The 17114-nt window shown below is 69.1% G+C and carries 9 protein-coding genes and 2 pseudogenes; 7 read left to right on the top strand and 4 right to left on the bottom strand.

Annotated elements, in window-relative coordinates:
* Window positions 1-133: 133 nt before the first annotated feature.
* The 3 genes from LU699_RS02290 to LU699_RS02280 all read right to left on the bottom strand — a co-directional run bounded on the left by LU699_RS02290 (window position 134) and on the right by LU699_RS02280 (window position 3950).
* Window positions 134-1315 (bottom strand): patatin-like phospholipase family protein, encoded by a 1182-nt coding sequence (locus tag LU699_RS02290; protein ID WP_232137780.1) that lies wholly within the window; start codon window positions 1313-1315, stop codon window positions 134-136.
* Window positions 1312-2097, bottom strand: coding sequence for a 3-hydroxybutyrate dehydrogenase (locus LU699_RS02285; protein ID WP_232137779.1), 786 nt, complete (start codon window positions 2095-2097; stop codon window positions 1312-1314). The genes LU699_RS02290 and LU699_RS02285 overlap by 4 nt, the downstream gene beginning before the upstream one ends.
* Before the next feature lie 152 nt (window positions 2098-2249).
* Complete coding sequence (locus LU699_RS02280; protein ID WP_232580466.1) at window positions 2250-3950, bottom strand: alkaline phosphatase family protein; 1701 nt, start codon at window positions 3948-3950, stop codon at window positions 2250-2252.
* A gap of 165 nt (window positions 3951-4115) precedes the next feature.
* Here LU699_RS02280 and LU699_RS02275 point away from each other — a divergent pair, with 165 nt between their 5' ends.
* Window positions 4116-4808 (top strand): response regulator transcription factor, encoded by a 693-nt coding sequence (locus LU699_RS02275; protein ID WP_232137777.1) that lies wholly within the window; start codon window positions 4116-4118, stop codon window positions 4806-4808.
* Here the strand turns inward: LU699_RS02275 and LU699_RS02270 are convergent.
* Window positions 4784-6193 (bottom strand): sensor histidine kinase, encoded by a 1410-nt coding sequence (locus LU699_RS02270; RefSeq protein ID WP_232137776.1) that lies wholly within the window; start codon window positions 6191-6193, stop codon window positions 4784-4786. The two genes, LU699_RS02275 and LU699_RS02270, sit on opposite strands and share 25 nt — an antisense overlap.
* A gap of 237 nt (window positions 6194-6430) precedes the next feature.
* Between LU699_RS02270 and LU699_RS02265 the strand changes: the two are divergent.
* The 6 genes and pseudogenes from LU699_RS02265 to LU699_RS02245 form a co-directional block, all read left to right on the top strand.
* Window positions 6431-9592 (top strand): annotated as a pseudogene (locus LU699_RS02265) (ESPR-type extended signal peptide-containing protein); the annotation flags it as partial.
* 192 nt (window positions 9593-9784) lie between these two features.
* Window positions 9785-10612: pseudogene (locus LU699_RS18385) on the top strand (YadA family autotransporter adhesin); the annotation flags it as partial.
* A gap of 108 nt (window positions 10613-10720) precedes the next feature.
* A complete protein-coding gene (locus LU699_RS02260; protein ID WP_232137774.1) occupies window positions 10721-12598 on the top strand; it encodes a S8 family peptidase in 1878 nt (625 codons plus the stop codon).
* A gap of 156 nt (window positions 12599-12754) precedes the next feature.
* Window positions 12755-14047, top strand: coding sequence for a dicarboxylate/amino acid:cation symporter (locus LU699_RS02255; protein WP_232137773.1), 1293 nt, complete (start codon window positions 12755-12757; stop codon window positions 14045-14047).
* 146 nt (window positions 14048-14193) lie between these two features.
* On the top strand, window positions 14194-15615 hold the full coding sequence (locus LU699_RS02250; protein WP_232137772.1) for a M16 family metallopeptidase: 1422 nt from the start codon (window positions 14194-14196) through the stop codon (window positions 15613-15615).
* A 10-nt stretch (window positions 15616-15625) separates the two neighbouring features.
* Window positions 15626-17092 carry a M16 family metallopeptidase gene (locus LU699_RS02245; RefSeq protein ID WP_232137771.1) on the top strand — a complete coding sequence of 489 codons (1467 nt, stop codon included), beginning with the start codon at window positions 15626-15628 and terminating at the stop codon, window positions 17090-17092.
* Window positions 17093-17114: the final 22 nt, after the last annotated feature.

The raw sequence follows: 17114 nt of genomic DNA, 5'->3' as shown, positions 1-17114 counted from the left end.
GACGCAGGAAGCGCGACGCGCGAACCGTATGGAGCCCCTCTCCCTCGGGAGAGGGGTTGGGGTGAGGGGTGACGCTCGCGAGGACTCCGCTGCAGGCAATGCGCTCCGCCCAGTCCGCCGAATCCGCATCCACTCAGTCGCCCGATCGCGCCCGATGGATATCGTGCGTCGCCACGCCCTTCGCGCGGTCCGGCAGATCGAACCAGCGTGGATGCGACAGCGTGCGATCCATGTCGCGTCGGCCGCTGTCCCAGTGTTCGCGCAGCGGGATGTGGCCGAAGGCGTAGTCCTTGTTCTGCTGCTCGTGCGGCTTGGTCTGGTAGATCAGATGGATCACGTTGAACACGCGGTCGTCGAGATACGGCGACAGCGCCTCTTCGAGATGCGCTGGCAGCACGCGGTCGGGCAGATGCTCGATCAGTTCCTTCAGCGACGTGCGCAGCGTCTGCGCCATCTCGACCATGCGCGTGCCGTGGCGCGTGCGGCTGGAGAAACGGATGTCCTTCATGCGCTCGAGTACGTCGAGCATCGACGCCGGCGCCACGCCGCGCGCGCTCCACAGGTCGACCTGGAAGGCGAGCGTGTCCTCGTGCGGGCGGCAGTCGAGGATGTATTCCAGCGGCGTGTTGGACACGATGCCGCCGTCCCAGTACGGCTCGCCGTCGATCTCGACGGCCGGAAACGCCGGCGGCAACGCGCCCGAAGCGAGGATGTGTTCGACGCGGATCGGCGCCAGCGCGCTGTCGAAGTAGCGGAAATTGCCGCGCGTCACGCTGGTCGCGCCCACGGTCAGGCGCACGCTGCGATCACGGTTGATGCGGTCGAAATCGACGTAGCGCAGCAGCGTTTCGCGCAGGGGCGAGGTGTCGTAGAAACTCGTCGCCGCATCGCTGCCGTCGCCAGGCAACAGCAGCGGCGAGATCGGACGCGCTTCGAAAAAACCACGCTGGCCCTGCAGCAGTGCACCCATCGCGCTCATGCCGCGCGCCCACGACAGCAGCATCGGATCCTCGGGCAGGCCGGCGATCGCGGTGCGGATCGCCAGCGCCGGCAGCGACATCGGGCCGGCAGGCTCGGTGATCGTGTGCCAGAACGCCTGCAGTTGCGCGATGCGGTCTTCGGGCGCGTTGCCGGCGAGGATCGCCGCGTTGATCGCGCCGATCGAGATGCCGGCGAACCAGTTCGGCGCGATGCCGGCCTCGTGCAGGCGTTCGTAGACGCCGCACTGGTAGGCGCCGAGCGCGCCACCGCCCTGCAGCACCAGGGCGACGGTGGGATAGCGCGCGACGTGCCGGCAAACCGCGGCGTCGCTCACTGCATGTACCAGCCGTGGCTGACCACGAGGCTCTGGCCGGTCAGCGCGTTGGTCTCGAACGCGGCCAGCATCAGCGCGACATTGGCGACGTCGTCGACGGTGGTGAACTCACCATCGACGGTGTCCTTGAGCATCACGTTCTGGATCACTTCGTCCTCGCTGATGCCGAGCTCCTTCGCCTGCTCGGGAATCTGCTTGTCGACCAGCGGCGTGCGCACAAAGCCCGGGCAGATCACGTTCGCGCGCACGCCATAGGCCGCGGCCTCCTTGGCGACCGTACGGGCCAGGCCCAGCAGGCCGTGTTTGGCGGTGACGTAGGGCGCCTTGAGCTTGGACGCGGTATGCGAATGCACCGAGCCCATGTAGATGATCGCGCCGCCGGTCTTGCGCGTTTCCATGTCGCGCAGACACTCGCGCGTGGTCAGGAACGCGCCGTCGAGATGGATGGCGAGCATCTTCTTCCAGTCGGCGTAGCTGAAGTCGGTGACCTTGTTGACGATCTGGATGCCGGCGTTCGACACCAACACGTCGACCTGGCCGTAGTGCGCGACGACCTTGGCGATGCCGTCGACCACCTGTGCTTCGTCGGTGACGTCCATCGCCACGGCCAGCGCATCACCGCCGGCATTGCGGATTTCGGTCGCGGTGGCTTCGGCCGCATCGAGCTTGAGATCGGCGATGACGACCTTGCCGCCCGCCTGCGCGTAGACCTCGGCGATGCGCTTGCCGATGCCGCTGGCCGCGCCGGTGACCACGCAGACCTTGCCGTCGAGTCGATTCATGGGTGCCGCTCCGCTTCGAATGGGGATGCGGCCAGCTTAGCCCGTCGATGCTGCGGGCCGCGTCGTACTTTCGGGCGAGGCAGGATGTCGCGCGTGGAACGCTGCGTACGCGATCGGGCGGGCCGATCGCGTACGGATCAAGGGCGTCGGCTTCAGTCGGCCGCGCGCACCGGCGCGTCCACCGGCGTCATCGCTGGCAGGTCGACCGGAACGCCATCGGCATTGCAATAGCCGGTCGCGCACAGCTGCGCGCGCAATGCGGGTGTCGCCTGCACGATCAGGTGATAGATCACGTTCTGCTCGACCGTGCCGCGCACCGCGTCGCTGCCCGGGCCGCGTGCCCAGATGCCCACGTCATCGCCGCCATGCGATTCGCTGCGCATCGGCACCAGCGCTTCCTGCATGAAGTCCGGATGCTCGGTGTCGACCTCGCGCAGATCCGGGCGGCCGCTCGCGGGCTCGAAGCTGCTGGGCTTGTGATAGTGGACCTTGGGGCCGGCGGGCTGCTGGTTGCTGGCGCCGATGTAGCCGGGACCGTTGGCATAGACCAGCGTGGTGTAGGTCAGACCGGTCGCGTCGAGCGCGTAGGCGTTCGGATCGTCGTCCTCGCTGACCCTGCCACGCACCTTGCCGAGGATCGGATTGCCGCGGGTCGGATAGCCCACGAAATTCAGCGTATGCGAATGGTCGGCGGTGACGAGGATCAGCGTGTCCTCAGCCGACGTCGCCTCGGCCGCGGCCTGCACCGCACGCGACATCGCGACGGTCTCGTCGAGCGCGCGGAAGGCGTTGCCTTCGTGGTTGGCGTGATCGATGCGTCCGCTCTCGACCAGCAGCACGTAGCCCTTGCCGTCGCGGGCCAGACGCTCGATCGCGACGCGGGTCATCTCCGCCAGATCCGGCTCGCCGTCCTCGCCCTGGTTGCGGTCGTGCTCGTATTGCATGTGGTCGGGTTCGAACAGGCCGAAGACCGCATCGGCATCGTTCGCTGCGCGCAGCTGCGTGGTGTTCCAGACGAAGGCGCCGCCGGGATTGGCGGCCAGCCATTCGGCAGTCAGATCGCGGCCGTCGAGGCGCTGGCCGACCTTGTCGTCGTATTCCGGATCGCGCACGCCGGCGGGCAGGAACATGCCGCGGCCGCCGCCCATCAGCACCTTCGGCGCGCGGCCCGGTGCGAAATCGAGGATCTGCTGGGCGATGTCGCGGCAGCCCTGCGCGCGCGCCTCGTCCGGCACGTCGACATCGTTCTCCCAATTGCGGTCCGGCACATGCGCGTAGGTCGCCGCCGGGGTCGCATGGGTCAGACGCGCGGTGGTGACGATGCCGGTGTCCAGACCGGCATCACTGGCCAGGCGCAGCCAGGACTGCACGTGGCGCTGGCGGCTGTCCTCGCAATCGAAGCGCTTGCCCGACGAGACGCCGATCGCGCCCATGTGCGACTTCACGCCGGTCGCGACCGCGGTCATCGTGCCGGCCGAATCGGGCGTCTGCGAATCGGTGTTGTAGGTCTTCGACAGTCCGGTTGCCGGGAACCGTTCCCAGCTCAGCGCGTGTTCTTCGCCGCTGCCGCCCAGACGCTGGCCTTCGAGAATGCGCGCGGCCGCGACCGTGGTCAGGCTCATGCCGTCGCCGAGGAACACGATGACATTCTTCGCGTTGCCGCCCATCGCCCCGTTGCCGGCCGCGCGCGCAGCGCCGCTGCGATACCACCACTGCGCGGTCTCGTCGGCGCGGGACGCGGCCGGCGGCACATTGATGGGTCGGACATGGCCGGCGGTGGAGCTGCGGGAGGACGCGCACGCGGCGCAGAGCAGGGTCAGCGAACAGGCGAAGCCTGCAGTCAGAAAGCGCATGGGGCAGGGGATTCCGGTAAAAAACGCCGCGCAATTATGCCCGGCCTGCATTGCACGTTCGCGGCAGACGCAGGTCGCGGACCCTGCGCACGCGGCGACGCGCTAACATCGTGGGGCTCCGGTGATGCGATCCCCCGACGTATGCCGGAGTCCAGGATTCCGGTGATGACGCTGAAGATTGCGCTCCTCGAAGACGACGACATGCTGCGCGAGCGCGTGCTGCTGCCGCGCCTCGCCGACTTCGGGTTTTCCGTCGACGGGATGGCGAACGCGGCGGAGCTGGAAACGCTGCTCGGCCGCGACGTGCCCGACATCGTCGTGCTCGATGTCGGCCTGCCCGACGCCAGTGGCTACGACGTCGCGCGCAGTCTGCGAGCGCGGTATCCGCGGATGGGGATCGTGATCCTGACCGCGCGCCGCGAAACGCCCGACCGCGTACGCGGGCTCAACGAAGGCGCCGACGCGTATCTGTCCAAGCCGGTGGAGATCGACCTGCTGGCGGCCACCCTGCACAGCCTGGCGCGCCGCCTGTACGAGGGCGTGGCCCCTGCGACGACGGTGACATCCGCCTGGCATCTGGCCGACAACGGCTGGAGCCTGATCGGACCCGGCGGCGGCAGCGCGGCACTGACCAAATCCGAACGCCGGATGCTGCAGTGCCTGGTCGGCGCGGAAGGCGAGACCGTCTCGCGCGATCGCCTGATCGCCGCGGTTTCCGACAACGTCCACGACTTCGATCCGCATCGCCTCGACACGCTGATCTATCGCCTGCGGCGCAAGATCGCCGATGCCTGCGGCGAGCCGATGCCGCTGCTCGCCGTGCACGGCGAGGGCTACGTGCTGACGTCGATGCGGTGAACGCCCGCGTCTGCCGCCACGCGCGGCAGGCGGATACGGAACGTCGTACCCGCGCCCGGCGCGCTGTCGGCGGCGATCGTGCCGCCGGCGCTGCTGACCAGACTGTGCGCGACCGCGAGGCCCAGCCCGGTGCCGCTGCCGGTCGGCTTGGTCGAGAAGAACGGTTCGAAGATGCGTTGCCGCACCGCCTCGGGCATGCCGGTGCCGTCGTCGCGCAACACGATTTCCAAAGCGTCGTCGCCGGTCACGGCTGCGCCCACGTCGAAACGGCCGCCGTCGGGCATCGCATCGCGGGCGTTGGAGGCGATGTTGAGCAGCATCAGATCGAACTGGTGGCGGTCGATCCGTGCCAGCAGCGGTACTTCGCTGCGCCGCACGTGCACGCGCACGTCCGGCCCGAAGGTCTGGCGCAGCATCGGCGTCAGCGCATCGATCGCCGCGCCCAGTTCCACGGTTTCGAGCTTCGCCGGCAGCGGGCGTGCGAACGTCAGCAGCTTGCGGGTCAGGGCCATGCCGCGTTCGGCGGCCTGCTCGACACCGTCGAGTGCGTCGGCCAGTGCGTCCGCTCGCGCATGCGCGGAGGCCGACGGGTCCACGCGATGGCGCTCGCTGGCGAAGGCCGACATCAGAGACAGGATGTTGTCGAAATCATGGGCGACGCCGCTCGCGAGTCGGCCTGTGGCCTCGAGTTTCTGCGCTTCGATCAGCTGCGCCTGCGCGCGTTCGCGCTCGCGCATCTCGTTCTCCAGCCGAACGCCGCGCGCCTTGGATTCGGCCAGCGCCTCGCGCAACGCCGCGATGATGCGGTCGAGCACCAGCGTGACGACGAGATAGCTCATCACGAACGACGGCAGGATCACCGCCGCGCGCGTCATCGCCTGCGCCGTGCGGGTTTCAGGCAGTACGTGCACGAGCACACCGATGGTGGCCACCGCCAGCAGCATCAGGAACACCGTCCACAAGGCCTTGCGGCCGAGGATCAGCCCGGCGATCACCAGCGACAGGATCTGCAGGCTCTGGTCGAACATCACCGCCGTGGTGACGTAGCCGATGCAGGCCGCGGTGAGCTGCGCGCAGACGAACAGCGCGATGCCGCCGCGCAACCAGCCGCGGCGGATCAGCCAGATGCAGGGAAAGCACAGCAGCGCCGCGACCACATCGGCGGCCATGAAGGTCTGCAACTGCTGCGAAACCATGCCGGCAGCCGCATGCCGCCACCAGTTCAGCGGGATCGTGATGCCGAGAAACAGGAACAGTACCTGCAGGGTCGCCGCATTGCGGCGATCCATCGGCTCGGCGAGTGGCACGCGCTGCAGCCATCGGGCGAGATCACCGAAGCCCGAAACGATGCGTCGAAACGGCGGAACGGGCGGACTGGACGACATCGTCGGAGCCGCCTGCAGACGGAATGTGAGAAGTCGTGATCATCCGGCCAGATTCTGAGTGTGACAAGTCACGCGATTGAAACTTAGTGTCGGCGCGTGCCTTCGAGCACGTGGCGCGGCCTTCGGGGGACGCGCACCGTCGACAGGATTCGACACCCATTTCACGGCATGACCGACGCGCCCCACGGGCAGGCGTCGCGGGCTGCCGATGCCGTCTCATTCTCCAGGGGTTGAACGATGAACAGGATTTACAGGAAGGTCTGGAACCGCGCGGCCGGACAGCTGGTGGTCGCCTCCGAACTCGCACGCAGTGGTCGCGGCTGCATCGCGGGTCGCACGACGGGCGCATCGCCACGCGTGTTCGCACAGGCTGCGCTGCTGGTCGCCCTGGCCGCTGGCTCGGGTGTCGCGTTCGCCGATGATGCGCATTGCGTCGACCCGGATGGCAACGTGCTCGGCACGACCGGCGGCACCGGCGATGCGGTGGTCTGCGGCGACGGCGCGTCGGCAGCGGGATCGGGCGCAGTGGCGGTCGGCGCCGGTGCGACGGCGTCGGGTGGCGTATCGGTCGCGGTCGGTTTCGATTCCACTGCATCCGGTGGCGAGGCGACGGCGATCGGCAACGGCACGTTTGCCTCTGGCTACGGCAGCTCGGCGCTGGGGTCCTATGCCTGGGCGAGTGGTGGCGGCAGCGTCGCGCTGGGCATCGAGTCCTGGGCCGACGGCCAGAACGCCATCGCGATCGGCGGCGCCACACGCGCCTTTGCGCTGGGCGGCATCGCGCTGGGCGAAAACGCAGTGGTGTGGGCCGATGCGCCCGACAGCGTCGCGATCGGTCGCAACGCCTCCGCGCATCGCCCGAACACCGTGTCGTTCGGCCAGCAGGATGACGAGCGTCAGCTGACCAACGTCGCCGCCGGCACCGAATCGACCGATGCAGTGAACCTGGCGCAGCTGGAGGACGCGACCGCCTCGAACAAGTACTTCGCCGCGGTGGGGCGCGCGAATCCGGACGAGGACGCGGGTGCATTGGCCGTCGGCGAGGAAGCGACCGCAGCGGGCGAAACCGCGACCGCGATCGGCTTCGGCGCTTCGGCCTATGGCGCGGGCGCGACCGCCTACGCCGACGGCACGCTGGCGATCGGCCACAACGCGCTCGCCGTGGCCGACAACGCCATGGCGCTCGGTCGCAACGCGGAAGCGTCGAACTTCAACACCATCGCGATCGGTACCGATGCGACGGCACTCGGCGACCAGAGCATTGCGATCGGCCTCGGGTCGATCAGCGACGGTCCGGCGAGCATGGCGGTCGGTGCGTTCAGCAGCGCCGACGGTCTGTGGGCCACCGCGTTCGGTTACAACGCGAATGCGGTCGGCGAGATGGCGCATGCGCTCGGCGTCGGCGCGAACGCGAACGGCTACGACAGCACCGCGGTCGGTGGGACGGCATTCGCCGGCGACATGGGCGCGACCGCACTGGGCGCCAATGCGCGCGCGGATGTGATGTACGCCACTGCCGTCGGCAACAACAGCTTCGCGCGCGGCATCCAGTCGGTGGCACTGGGCAACGGCGCGTACGCGAACAGCGATGCATCGATCGCGGCCGGATTTCTGTCCACGGCCGAAGGCGAGGGCAGCCTGGCGTTCGGCTACTTCGCGAACGCCGGTGGGTTCCGGCCCTGGGAACTCGGCGGCGACGGCTCGCGCGAGGCGGCGCCGTTCGCGGTCGCGCTCGGTGCCTACAGCACGGCACTGGGCCGGGGCGCGCTCTCGCTGGGCCATTACACGATGACGCTGGAGGACGGATCCGTCGCACTCGGCGCCGGCTCGCTCGCCGATCGCGGCAACGCGATCTCGGTCGGTGCGTCGCAGGCCTGGGTCAACGGTTACGACGGTACGGAGACCGCGGCGTTCACCCGGCAGATCATCAACGTCGCCGACGGCACCGAAGCCACCGACGCGGTGAATCTCGGCCAACTCGAGGACGCGACCGCGTCGAACAAGTATTTCGCAGCGGTCGGTCGCGCCGATCCCGACGAGGATGCAGGCGCATTCGCGGCGGGCGAAGAAGCGACCGCTTCGGGCGAAACGGCGACGGCGATCGGTTACGGCGCGTCCGCCTTTGGCGCGGGCGCGACGGCATATGCCGACGGTGCACTCGCCGTGGGCCACAACGCCCTCGCATCGGCCGACAACGCGCTCGCCCTGGGTCGCAATGCGGAAGCGTCGAACTTCAACACCATCGCGGTGGGCACCGATGCACTGGCGCTCGGCGACCAGAGCATCGCGATCGGTCTGGCCGCGGTCAGTGGCGGTCCGGCGAGCATGGCGGTCGGTGCGTTCAGCAGTGCCGACGGACTCTGGGCGACGGCGTTCGGCTACAACGCCGATGCGGTCGGCGAGATGGCGCACGCGCTGGGTGTCGGCGCACGCGCATCCGGCGAGAACGCGACCGCCGTTGGCGGTGGCGCCTGGGCCTCGGACTGGGGCGCGACCGCGATTGGCGCCAACGCGCAGGCGCGGGTGATGTTCTCCACCGCGCTGGGCAACAACAGCTTCGCGTCCGGCATCCAGTCGGTGGCACTGGGCAACGGTGCGTACGCGAACAGCGACACGTCGATCGCCGCCGGTTTCCTGGCGACGGCCGAAGGTGAAGGCGCCATCGCGCTGGGCACGTTCGCCAACGCAGGCGCGTTCCGGCCATGGGAGTTCGGCGGCGACGGCACGCGCGAGGCGGCACCGTTCTCGGTCGCGCTCGGTGCCTACAGCGCGGCACTCGGTCGCGGTGCGCTGGCGCTGGGGCACCACACCCTGACGCTCGACGACGGCGCCGTCGCGCTCGGCATGGGTTCGCTGGCCGATCGCGGCAATGCGATCTCGGTCGGCGCCTCGCAGCCGTGGATGAACGGAGACGATGGCACGCTGACCGGGGCTTTCACCCGTCAGATCATCAACGTCGCGGCCGGCACCGAAGACACGGATGCGGTGAATCTCGGACAGCTCAAGGCAGTCGCGGGTGAAGTCGGCGAGCTGGTCGAAGGCGTCGTGCGCTACGAGGACACCGACAAGAGCCGCGTCCGCTTCGAAGGTGCAGGCGGGACCGTGCTGGCGAACGTCGCCGCCGGCGAACTGTCGGCCGACAGCACCGAGGCGGTCAACGGCAGCCAGCTGCATGCGACCAATGTCCGCGTCGACGACATCGAAACGCGGATCGGCGACGTCGGCGAGATCGTCGCGAACGCGGTGGTCTACGACTCCGCGCAGCGCGACAGCGTGTCCTTGGGCGGTGCAGACGGCACGCGTCTGGGCAATGTCGCCGCGGGCGCAGTGGCGATCGACAGCCGCGATGCGGTCAACGGCGGACAGGTCCACGCCGCGCTGCAGAGCGTGGCCGACGTGCTCGGCGGCGGCGCCGCCGTCACCGCGTTCGGCACGATCTCCGCACCGGGGTATGTGCTGCAGGGCACGCAGTACACCTCGATCGGCGCGGCCTTCGGCGCACTCGACGCGCGCATCGGCGCACTCGATGCCCGCATCGGCGCAGTCGAGGCGGCGCCGGGAACCGGCGCCGGCGATCCGGGCCTGGCGATCGGTGGTGATGGCGCCGCGAGCGTTGGTGCCGACAGCCCGAACGGGGTGGCAATCGGCAGCGGCGCGGCCGCCAACGGCGAGAACGGCGTCGCGATCGGCGGCGGCGCTTACGCACACGGTCCCAACGACACCGCGATCGGCGGCAACGCGCAGGTGCACGCCGACGGCAGCACCGCGCTGGGTGCGAATACGTCGATCTCGGCGAATGCGACCAATGCGGTGGCCGTGGGCGAAGGCGCTTCGGTGTCCGCGGCCTCGGGAACGGCGATCGGGCAGGGCGCATCGGTGACCGCGGAGAACGCGGTCGCACTGGGCCAGGGCGCGGTGGCCGATCGTGCGAACACGGTGTCGGTGGGCAGCGCAGGCAATACGCGCCAGATCACCAACGTCGCCGCCGGTACGGCATCCACCGATGCGGCCAACGTCGCGCAGGTGCAGGCCAGTGTCGCCGAGTCGCGCACCTACACCGACACCACGGCGACGAAGACGCTGTCGTCGGCGAACGCCTATACGGACCAGCGCTTCGCGGCGTGGAACGAGGATTTCAGCGCCTATCGCGGCGATGTCGAACGTCGCTTCAGCGATGTCGACCGCCGCATGGACAAGCAGGGCGCGATGAGCGCGGCGATGCTCAACATGGCCACGAACGCGGCCGGCACGCAGAGCCCACGCGGGCGCGTGGCAGTGGGTGCCGGCTTCCAGAGCGGCGAGCGCGCGCTGTCGCTGGGCTACGCACGCAAGGTCGGCGAGCGCGCGTCGATCAGCCTCGGCGGCGCTTTCAGCGGTGACGAGAGTTCGGCCGGCATCGGCTTCGGCATCGACCTGTGATTCCGCGCCGGCGCATCGATGCGCCGGCGTTCCCCGCATTCCGATCTTCCACCTCCACGGTCCGCGCCAGTGCGCGGGCCGCTCCCTGACCGCATCGAGGACATCAACATGAAGAAGACCACCATCAGCCTCGCGCTGACCGCCGCGCTCGTCAGCGCCCTGGGCATGCAGTTCGCCGACGCCGCGTCCACGCGCGCCAAGATCGTCCAGCGCATCGGCGCGCCCGCACCGGCCGATGCACCCTCGGATCGCCTCGTCATCCGCTACGCCGCCACGCGCATCGCGTCCGGTGACGCGACCGGCAAGCTGCAGATCGCGACCTCCGCGATCCGCCGCGCCGGCGTCGAGCGTCCGGTCGTCTCTGGACGCGCCGCGAAGGCGCTGCCCGCGCTGCAGGTCGCGCACCTGCGCACGACCGCCGTCGGCTTCGACGTGCTGCGCCTGTCGCGCAGCCTGTCGGCGCGCGATCTCGACGCGCTGGTGACCGAGCTAGCCGCCGATCCCGCGGTCGCCTCCGTGCACGTCGAGCGCCGCGTGCAGGCGACCGGCGTCGCCAAGGCACCGGTGACTCCGCAGTTCACCCCCAACGATGAATTCTTCGGCAGCCACCAGTGGCATCTGAGCGGGTCGGCCGGTGCGATCAACGTCACCAATGCCTGGGACAGCTCGACCGGCGCGGGCGTGGTCGTGGCCGTGCTCGACACCGGCATCCTGCCCGACCATCCGGACTTCGCCGACAACCTGCTGCCGGGCTACGACTTCATCACCGACCGCTTCGTCTCGCGCCGCGACAGTGATGCGCGCGTGGCCGGTGCACTCGATCTGGGCGACTGGAATCCGGTCGCCGGCGAGTGCTACGCGGGCTCGCCGCAGATTCCGAGTTCGTGGCATGGCACCCACGTCGCGGGCACGGTCGCAGAGGCCACGCACAACGGCATCGGCGGCGCGGGTGTCGCGTTCGACGCGCAGGTGTTGCCGGTGCGCGTGCTCGGCCGCTGCGGCGGTTATCCGTCCGATATCGCCGACGCGATCGTCTGGGCCTCGGGTGGTGAAGTGGACGGCGTGCCGCGCAACGAGACGCCTGCCGAAGTCATCAACCTGAGCCTCGGCGGCCTGGGCGCGTGCGATGCGCAGACCCAGTTGGCGATCGACGGCGCGGTCTCGCGCGGCAGCACGGTCGTCGTCGCAGCCGGCAACGCCAACGACAATGCGCAGAACTATTCGCCGGCCAACTGCGACAACGTGGTGACCGTCGGCGCGAACCGTATCAATGGTGGTCGCGCGTTCTATTCGAACTTCGGGCCGCGCGTGGATGTGTCCGGTCCCGGCGGCGGTGGCGACTTCGATCCCGGCAACGGCGGCTGGAACGGCTATGTGCTGCAGGCCGGATACGACGGCCTGACGACCCCGACTTCCGGCGAATACCTGTACGTGGGACTGGCCGGAACCTCGATGGCGTCGCCGCACGTCGCCGGCACCGTGGCACTGGTACAGAGCGCACTCGCTGGACAGGACCGCGATCCGCTGACGCCGGCGCAGATCGAGGCACTGCTCAAGGACACCGCGCGTCCGTTCAACGTTGCACCGCCGGCGAGCACGCCGATCGGCGTCGGCATCGTCGACGCGACGCGCGCGCTGGCCAAGGCGCTTGAAGTGCCCTGCGACCCGGACACCGAAACCTGCGTGGTCGGTACCGAGCTGATCAACGGTGTGAACGTCACCAGCCTCTCGTCGAACGGCCAGGGCGCGCTGTACCGCTTCGAGGCACAGGCCGGTCGCGTGCTGAGCTTCATGACGCTCGGCGGCAGTGGCGATGTGACCCTCCATGCGCGCCATGGCGAAGTGCCGACGTCGGCGGCTTACGAGTTCCGTTCCGCGCGTGCGGGCAACATCGAGACCATCCGCATCACCGCACCCAAGGCCGGCACGTACTACCTGCAGCTGAGTGGCAGCTACAGCGGCTTGACGCTGGTCGCGCGACAGTAATCAGCGTCCGCGGCGTCCGTCGCCTGCCTGCGGCCGTCGGACCGGACACCCAGGCGCCAGCGTTCCGTACGTGGGACGCTGGCGTCCCGGTGCCGGCATCGCCAGCATGGATGGCGTCACGTATCGTCGCCTGTTGATGTCGCGGACAACCCTCGAATGAATGCTCTGGCCTGGTGGTTCCGGATTCCGTTCTGGCAGCGGGTGCTGGGCGCGTTCGTGCTCGGTGCGCTGGTCGGCTGGCTGATGGGGCCGGCGGCCGGCACGTGGCTGCAGCCGCTCGGCACGCTGTACGTGAATCTGATCCGCATGATCGCGGTGCCGCTGGTGTTCTTCGCGGTGATCAACGCGGTTGCCGCGTTGCACGGACAGCAGTCGATCGCCGCGCTCGGTGGGCGCACCTTCGGCTGGTTCGCCGCCACTGCGGTGCTCGCGGTCGGCGTGGGCTTCGCGGTTGCCTACACCTTCAATCCGGGTCTGAGCATCGAGGCGGGTTCGCTGACCGCGGCCGCGGATTACACGGTGCGCGAAGTGCCGACGCCGGTCGAGGTGCTGCTCAACGTGGTGCCGACCAATCCGTTCGCGGCGTTGTCGGAAGGCAAGATCCTGCAGGTGATCTTCTTCGCCGGTCTGCTCGGTTTCGCGCTGGTGAAGCTGGGCGAGCGAGTCGCGGCATTGCGCGCGCTGGTCGGCCAGGCGTCCGACGCGATGATCCAGGTCACGCGTTTCGTTCTGGAGCTCACGCCGATCGGCACCTTCGGCCTGATCGCTGCGCTCGTCGGCACCTACGGCTTCGAACGGCTGCTGCCGCTGGGCAGCTTCGTCATCGCGCTGTACGTCGCCTGCGCGGTGCATATCGTCGTCGTCTACGGCGGCCTGCTGCTCACGCACGGCCTCAATCCGCTGAAGTTCTTCCGCGGCGCGGCGCCGGGTATGCAGGTCGCATTCGTCAGCTCGTCGAGCCTGGCGTCGATGCCGGTCGCGATCCGCGCGGTCACCCACAACCTCGGCGTCAACCGCGACTACGCCGCGTTCGCGGTGCCGCTGGGCGCGACGATCAAGATGGACGGCTGCGGCGCGATCTATCCGACGCTCGCGTCGGTGTTCATCGCGCAGTACTTCGGCATCGAACTGAGCTTCGCCCAGTACGCGGCGATCCTGCTGGCCTCGGTGCTCGGCAGCTTCGGTACCGCGGGCGTGCCCGGCACGGCGGTGGTCATGGCAACGGTGGTGCTGTCGGCGGCCGGGTTGCCGCTGGAAGGCCTGGGCCTGCTGCTGGCGATCGACCGCATCCTCGACATGATGCGCACCATGACCAACGTCACCGGGCAGATGCTGGTGCCGGTGCTGGTCGCACGCGAGACCGGGCTGCTGGACCGCGAGATCTACGAGTCGGCCCGCAGCAATGTCGGACTCGACGATCCGGAAGCGGAAGTCGACGCACGGAAGTAACACCGCGCGCACACACGCCAGCGTGCTCCGGCAGCGCTGCGGTCGACGCGGCCGGACCCGCCCGACCGCCTGCACCCACGAGCACGGCCTCGCGACTTATAGTCGGGGTTCGTGCCCCGGGGAGCGGGGCGGACAGGGAACCGACCATGAAACGACTCGCAGGACTGGGTGGCACATGCGTGCTGCTCGCGATGCTGGCCGCGCCCGCGGCCGCGCGACAGGCCGACTGGCGTCTGCCGATCGAAACCAAACGCCTCGACAACGGCCTGACCGTCGTCGTGTCCGAAGACCGCAGCTCGCCGACCGTCGGCGTCAGCGTGGTCTATCACGTGGGCATGCGCCTCGAACCCGAGAACCGCACCGGATTCGCGCACCTGTTCGAACACCTGATGTTTCAGGGCACGCCGGTCGCGCCCAAGGGTACGTTCGATCGCGTGATCCAGGGCGGCGGTGGCCGGCTCAACGGCTCCACCCGTCCCGACTACACCAACTACATCGAGACCGCACCGGTCTCCGCGCTCGCGCCGATCCTGTGGCTCGAAGCGGACCGCATGAAGACGCTGGACTTCTCGCCCGAGAACCTCAAGAACCAGCAGGACGTGGTCAAGGAAGAGATCCGCGTCAACGTACAGAACCAGCCCTACGGCCTGTTCTTCGTGTTCGACATCAACCGTCTGGCGTTCTCCAAGTGGGCCAACGCGCACGACGGCTACGGCAGCTTCAAGGATCTCGAGGGCGCGACGCTCGCCGATGTCGAGTCGTTCCACCGCGATTACTACGGCCCGAACAATGCGGTCATCGGCATTGCCGGTGACATCTCGGCCGAAGAGGCCTTCGCACTGGTCGAGGAATACTTCGGCGACATCCCGTCGCGTGCGACGCCGGCACGTCCGGACGTGTCCGAACCGTTGAACACCGAAGGCAGGCGCGAAGCACAAGGCGATGCGCTGGCACAGGTGCCGGCGCTCGCGGTGGGCTGGAAGATGCCTGCGCGCGGCCACGCCGATCACGCCCCGATGGCGGTGCTGTCGCAGCTGCTGGCCGGCGGTGACGCTTCGCGTCTCTACCAGGGACTGGTCAAGGGTCGCGAGCAGCTGCTCAATATCGACGGCGGCCTCGGTTGGCCGCTGGGTCACGCCTGGGACTACGACGGTCCGACGCTGCTGACGCTGTTCGCGCTGTACAAGCCCAATGTCGAGCCGGACGCGGTGCTGGGCGCGGTCAACGAGGAAGTCGCGCGCATCGTGGCCGAGGGCGTGCCGGCCGAGACGCTGGCCGCCGCCAAGACCAAGCTGCTCGCCGATTACGTCAACGGTCTCGAGCCCTTCATCTCGCGCGCCGACGAGCTCGCCAAGGCGCAGCTGCTGTGGGGCGATGCGGAGACGCTCAACAAGGTGCCCGAGTGGGTGCAGACGGTGACCGTCGCCGACGTGCAGCGCGTGGCGAAGACCTATCTGACCGATGCCAACCGCACCGTCATCGACCGCGTGCCCGCCGCGATGGCGCCTGCACGCGGCATCGCCCCGCCGGCTGCGCCGGCGCCCGCTGCCGCCCCGGCGCAGGACTGAGGAGATCGACATGGACAAGCACCACATTCCGACCCGCGGCCTGCGTCCGCTTGCATTGGCGCTCGGCGCCTGCCTGTTCGCCAGCGCGACCTACGCGCAGCAGCCGGCCGCAGCCGGCGCACCGCCCGCCACCGCGCCGCCGACCGAATTGCCCGCGGGTCTGCCCGATTACGGCGCAGACAAGCCGCTGCCCGAACTCGGCCTCGTCGAACACACGCTCGACAACGGGCTGACCGTCTGGGTGCTGCCGCGCCAGGGCGGCCTGCCGCGTGTCGACTATGTGCTGGCCGTACGCGGCGGTCTCGCCAGCGATCCGGCGCAGCTGCCGGGCATGTCGAACCTGCTCGCCGGCCTGCTGCGCGAAGGCACGGCCACACGCAGCTCGGTGCAGATCGCCGAGGAACTCGACCGCCTCGGCGGCTCGATCGGCGCGACCGCGAGCAACGACGGCCTGTTCGTCAGCGCGTCGGGCCTGTCGTCGTCGGCGCAGCCGTTGGCGAAGCTGTTCGCCGACGTGGTGCGCAACCCGGCGTTCCCGGCCAACGAAGTGCAGCTGGCGAAGACCAATGCACTGCAGGGCCTCAAGGCCATGCAGGCGCAGCCGAGCTACCAGGCCAACCGTGCGATGGGGCGCGTGCTGTTCGGCGAACATCCCTACGGCAACACACTGCCCACCGAAGCCGCGATCAACGGCACCGACATCGCCGGCCTGCAGGCCGCGCATGCCGGCCGCTTCCGACCCGACCACGCACTGCTGGTGATCGCAGGACCGGTGACGCCGGACGCGGCCAAGGCGCTGGCCGAGTCGATGTTCGGCAACTGGCAGGGCAGCGGCGATCCGATCGCCGATGTCGCCGCGCCGGCGTATCCGACGGGTCCCCAGTTCGTGCTCGTGCCGCGCCAGAACAGCGTGCAGTCGGCGGTACGCATCGGCCGTCCGGCCTTCGATGCGGACGACGACCGCGCGATTCCCGCAGCGCTGGCCAACACGATTCTCGGCGGCGGCTTCGACAGCCGGCTGATGCGCAACCTGCGCGAGGACAAGGGCTATACCTATGGCGCCGGCAGCAGCTTCGGTCTGCGCGCGGAGGGCGGATCGTTTCAGGCCCAGGCCGATGTGCGCAACGAAGTGACCGGAGCCGCGATCGGCGAATTCCTCAAGGAGTTCGAGCAGATGCGCGCGCAGACGGTCCCGGCCGACGAACTGCAGCGCGCCAAGCGCTTCACCGCCGGTACTTACCTGTTCCAGAACCAGCTGCAGTACGCGGTCGCGTCCGCGCTCGCCGGCAACTGGCTGCTCGGACGGCCGGCCAACTACCTCAGCACGTACGTCGACAAGGTCAACAACGTGACCGCGGCGCAGGTGCAGTCGGTCGCGCGCGAGTTCTTCGACCCGAAGCAGCAGAGCATCGTCGTGGTCGGCGACGCGGCCGTGGCGGAACAGTTGAAGACCTACGGCGAGTTCAAGCAGGACTGAGCAGGCACGTTCGTGCGGCAGA

This window comes from Luteimonas fraxinea, from assembly GCF_021233355.1.
Taxonomy (GTDB): domain Bacteria; phylum Pseudomonadota; class Gammaproteobacteria; order Xanthomonadales; family Xanthomonadaceae; genus Luteimonas; species Luteimonas fraxinea.
This window is presented reverse-complemented; position numbering and strand designations above follow the sequence as displayed.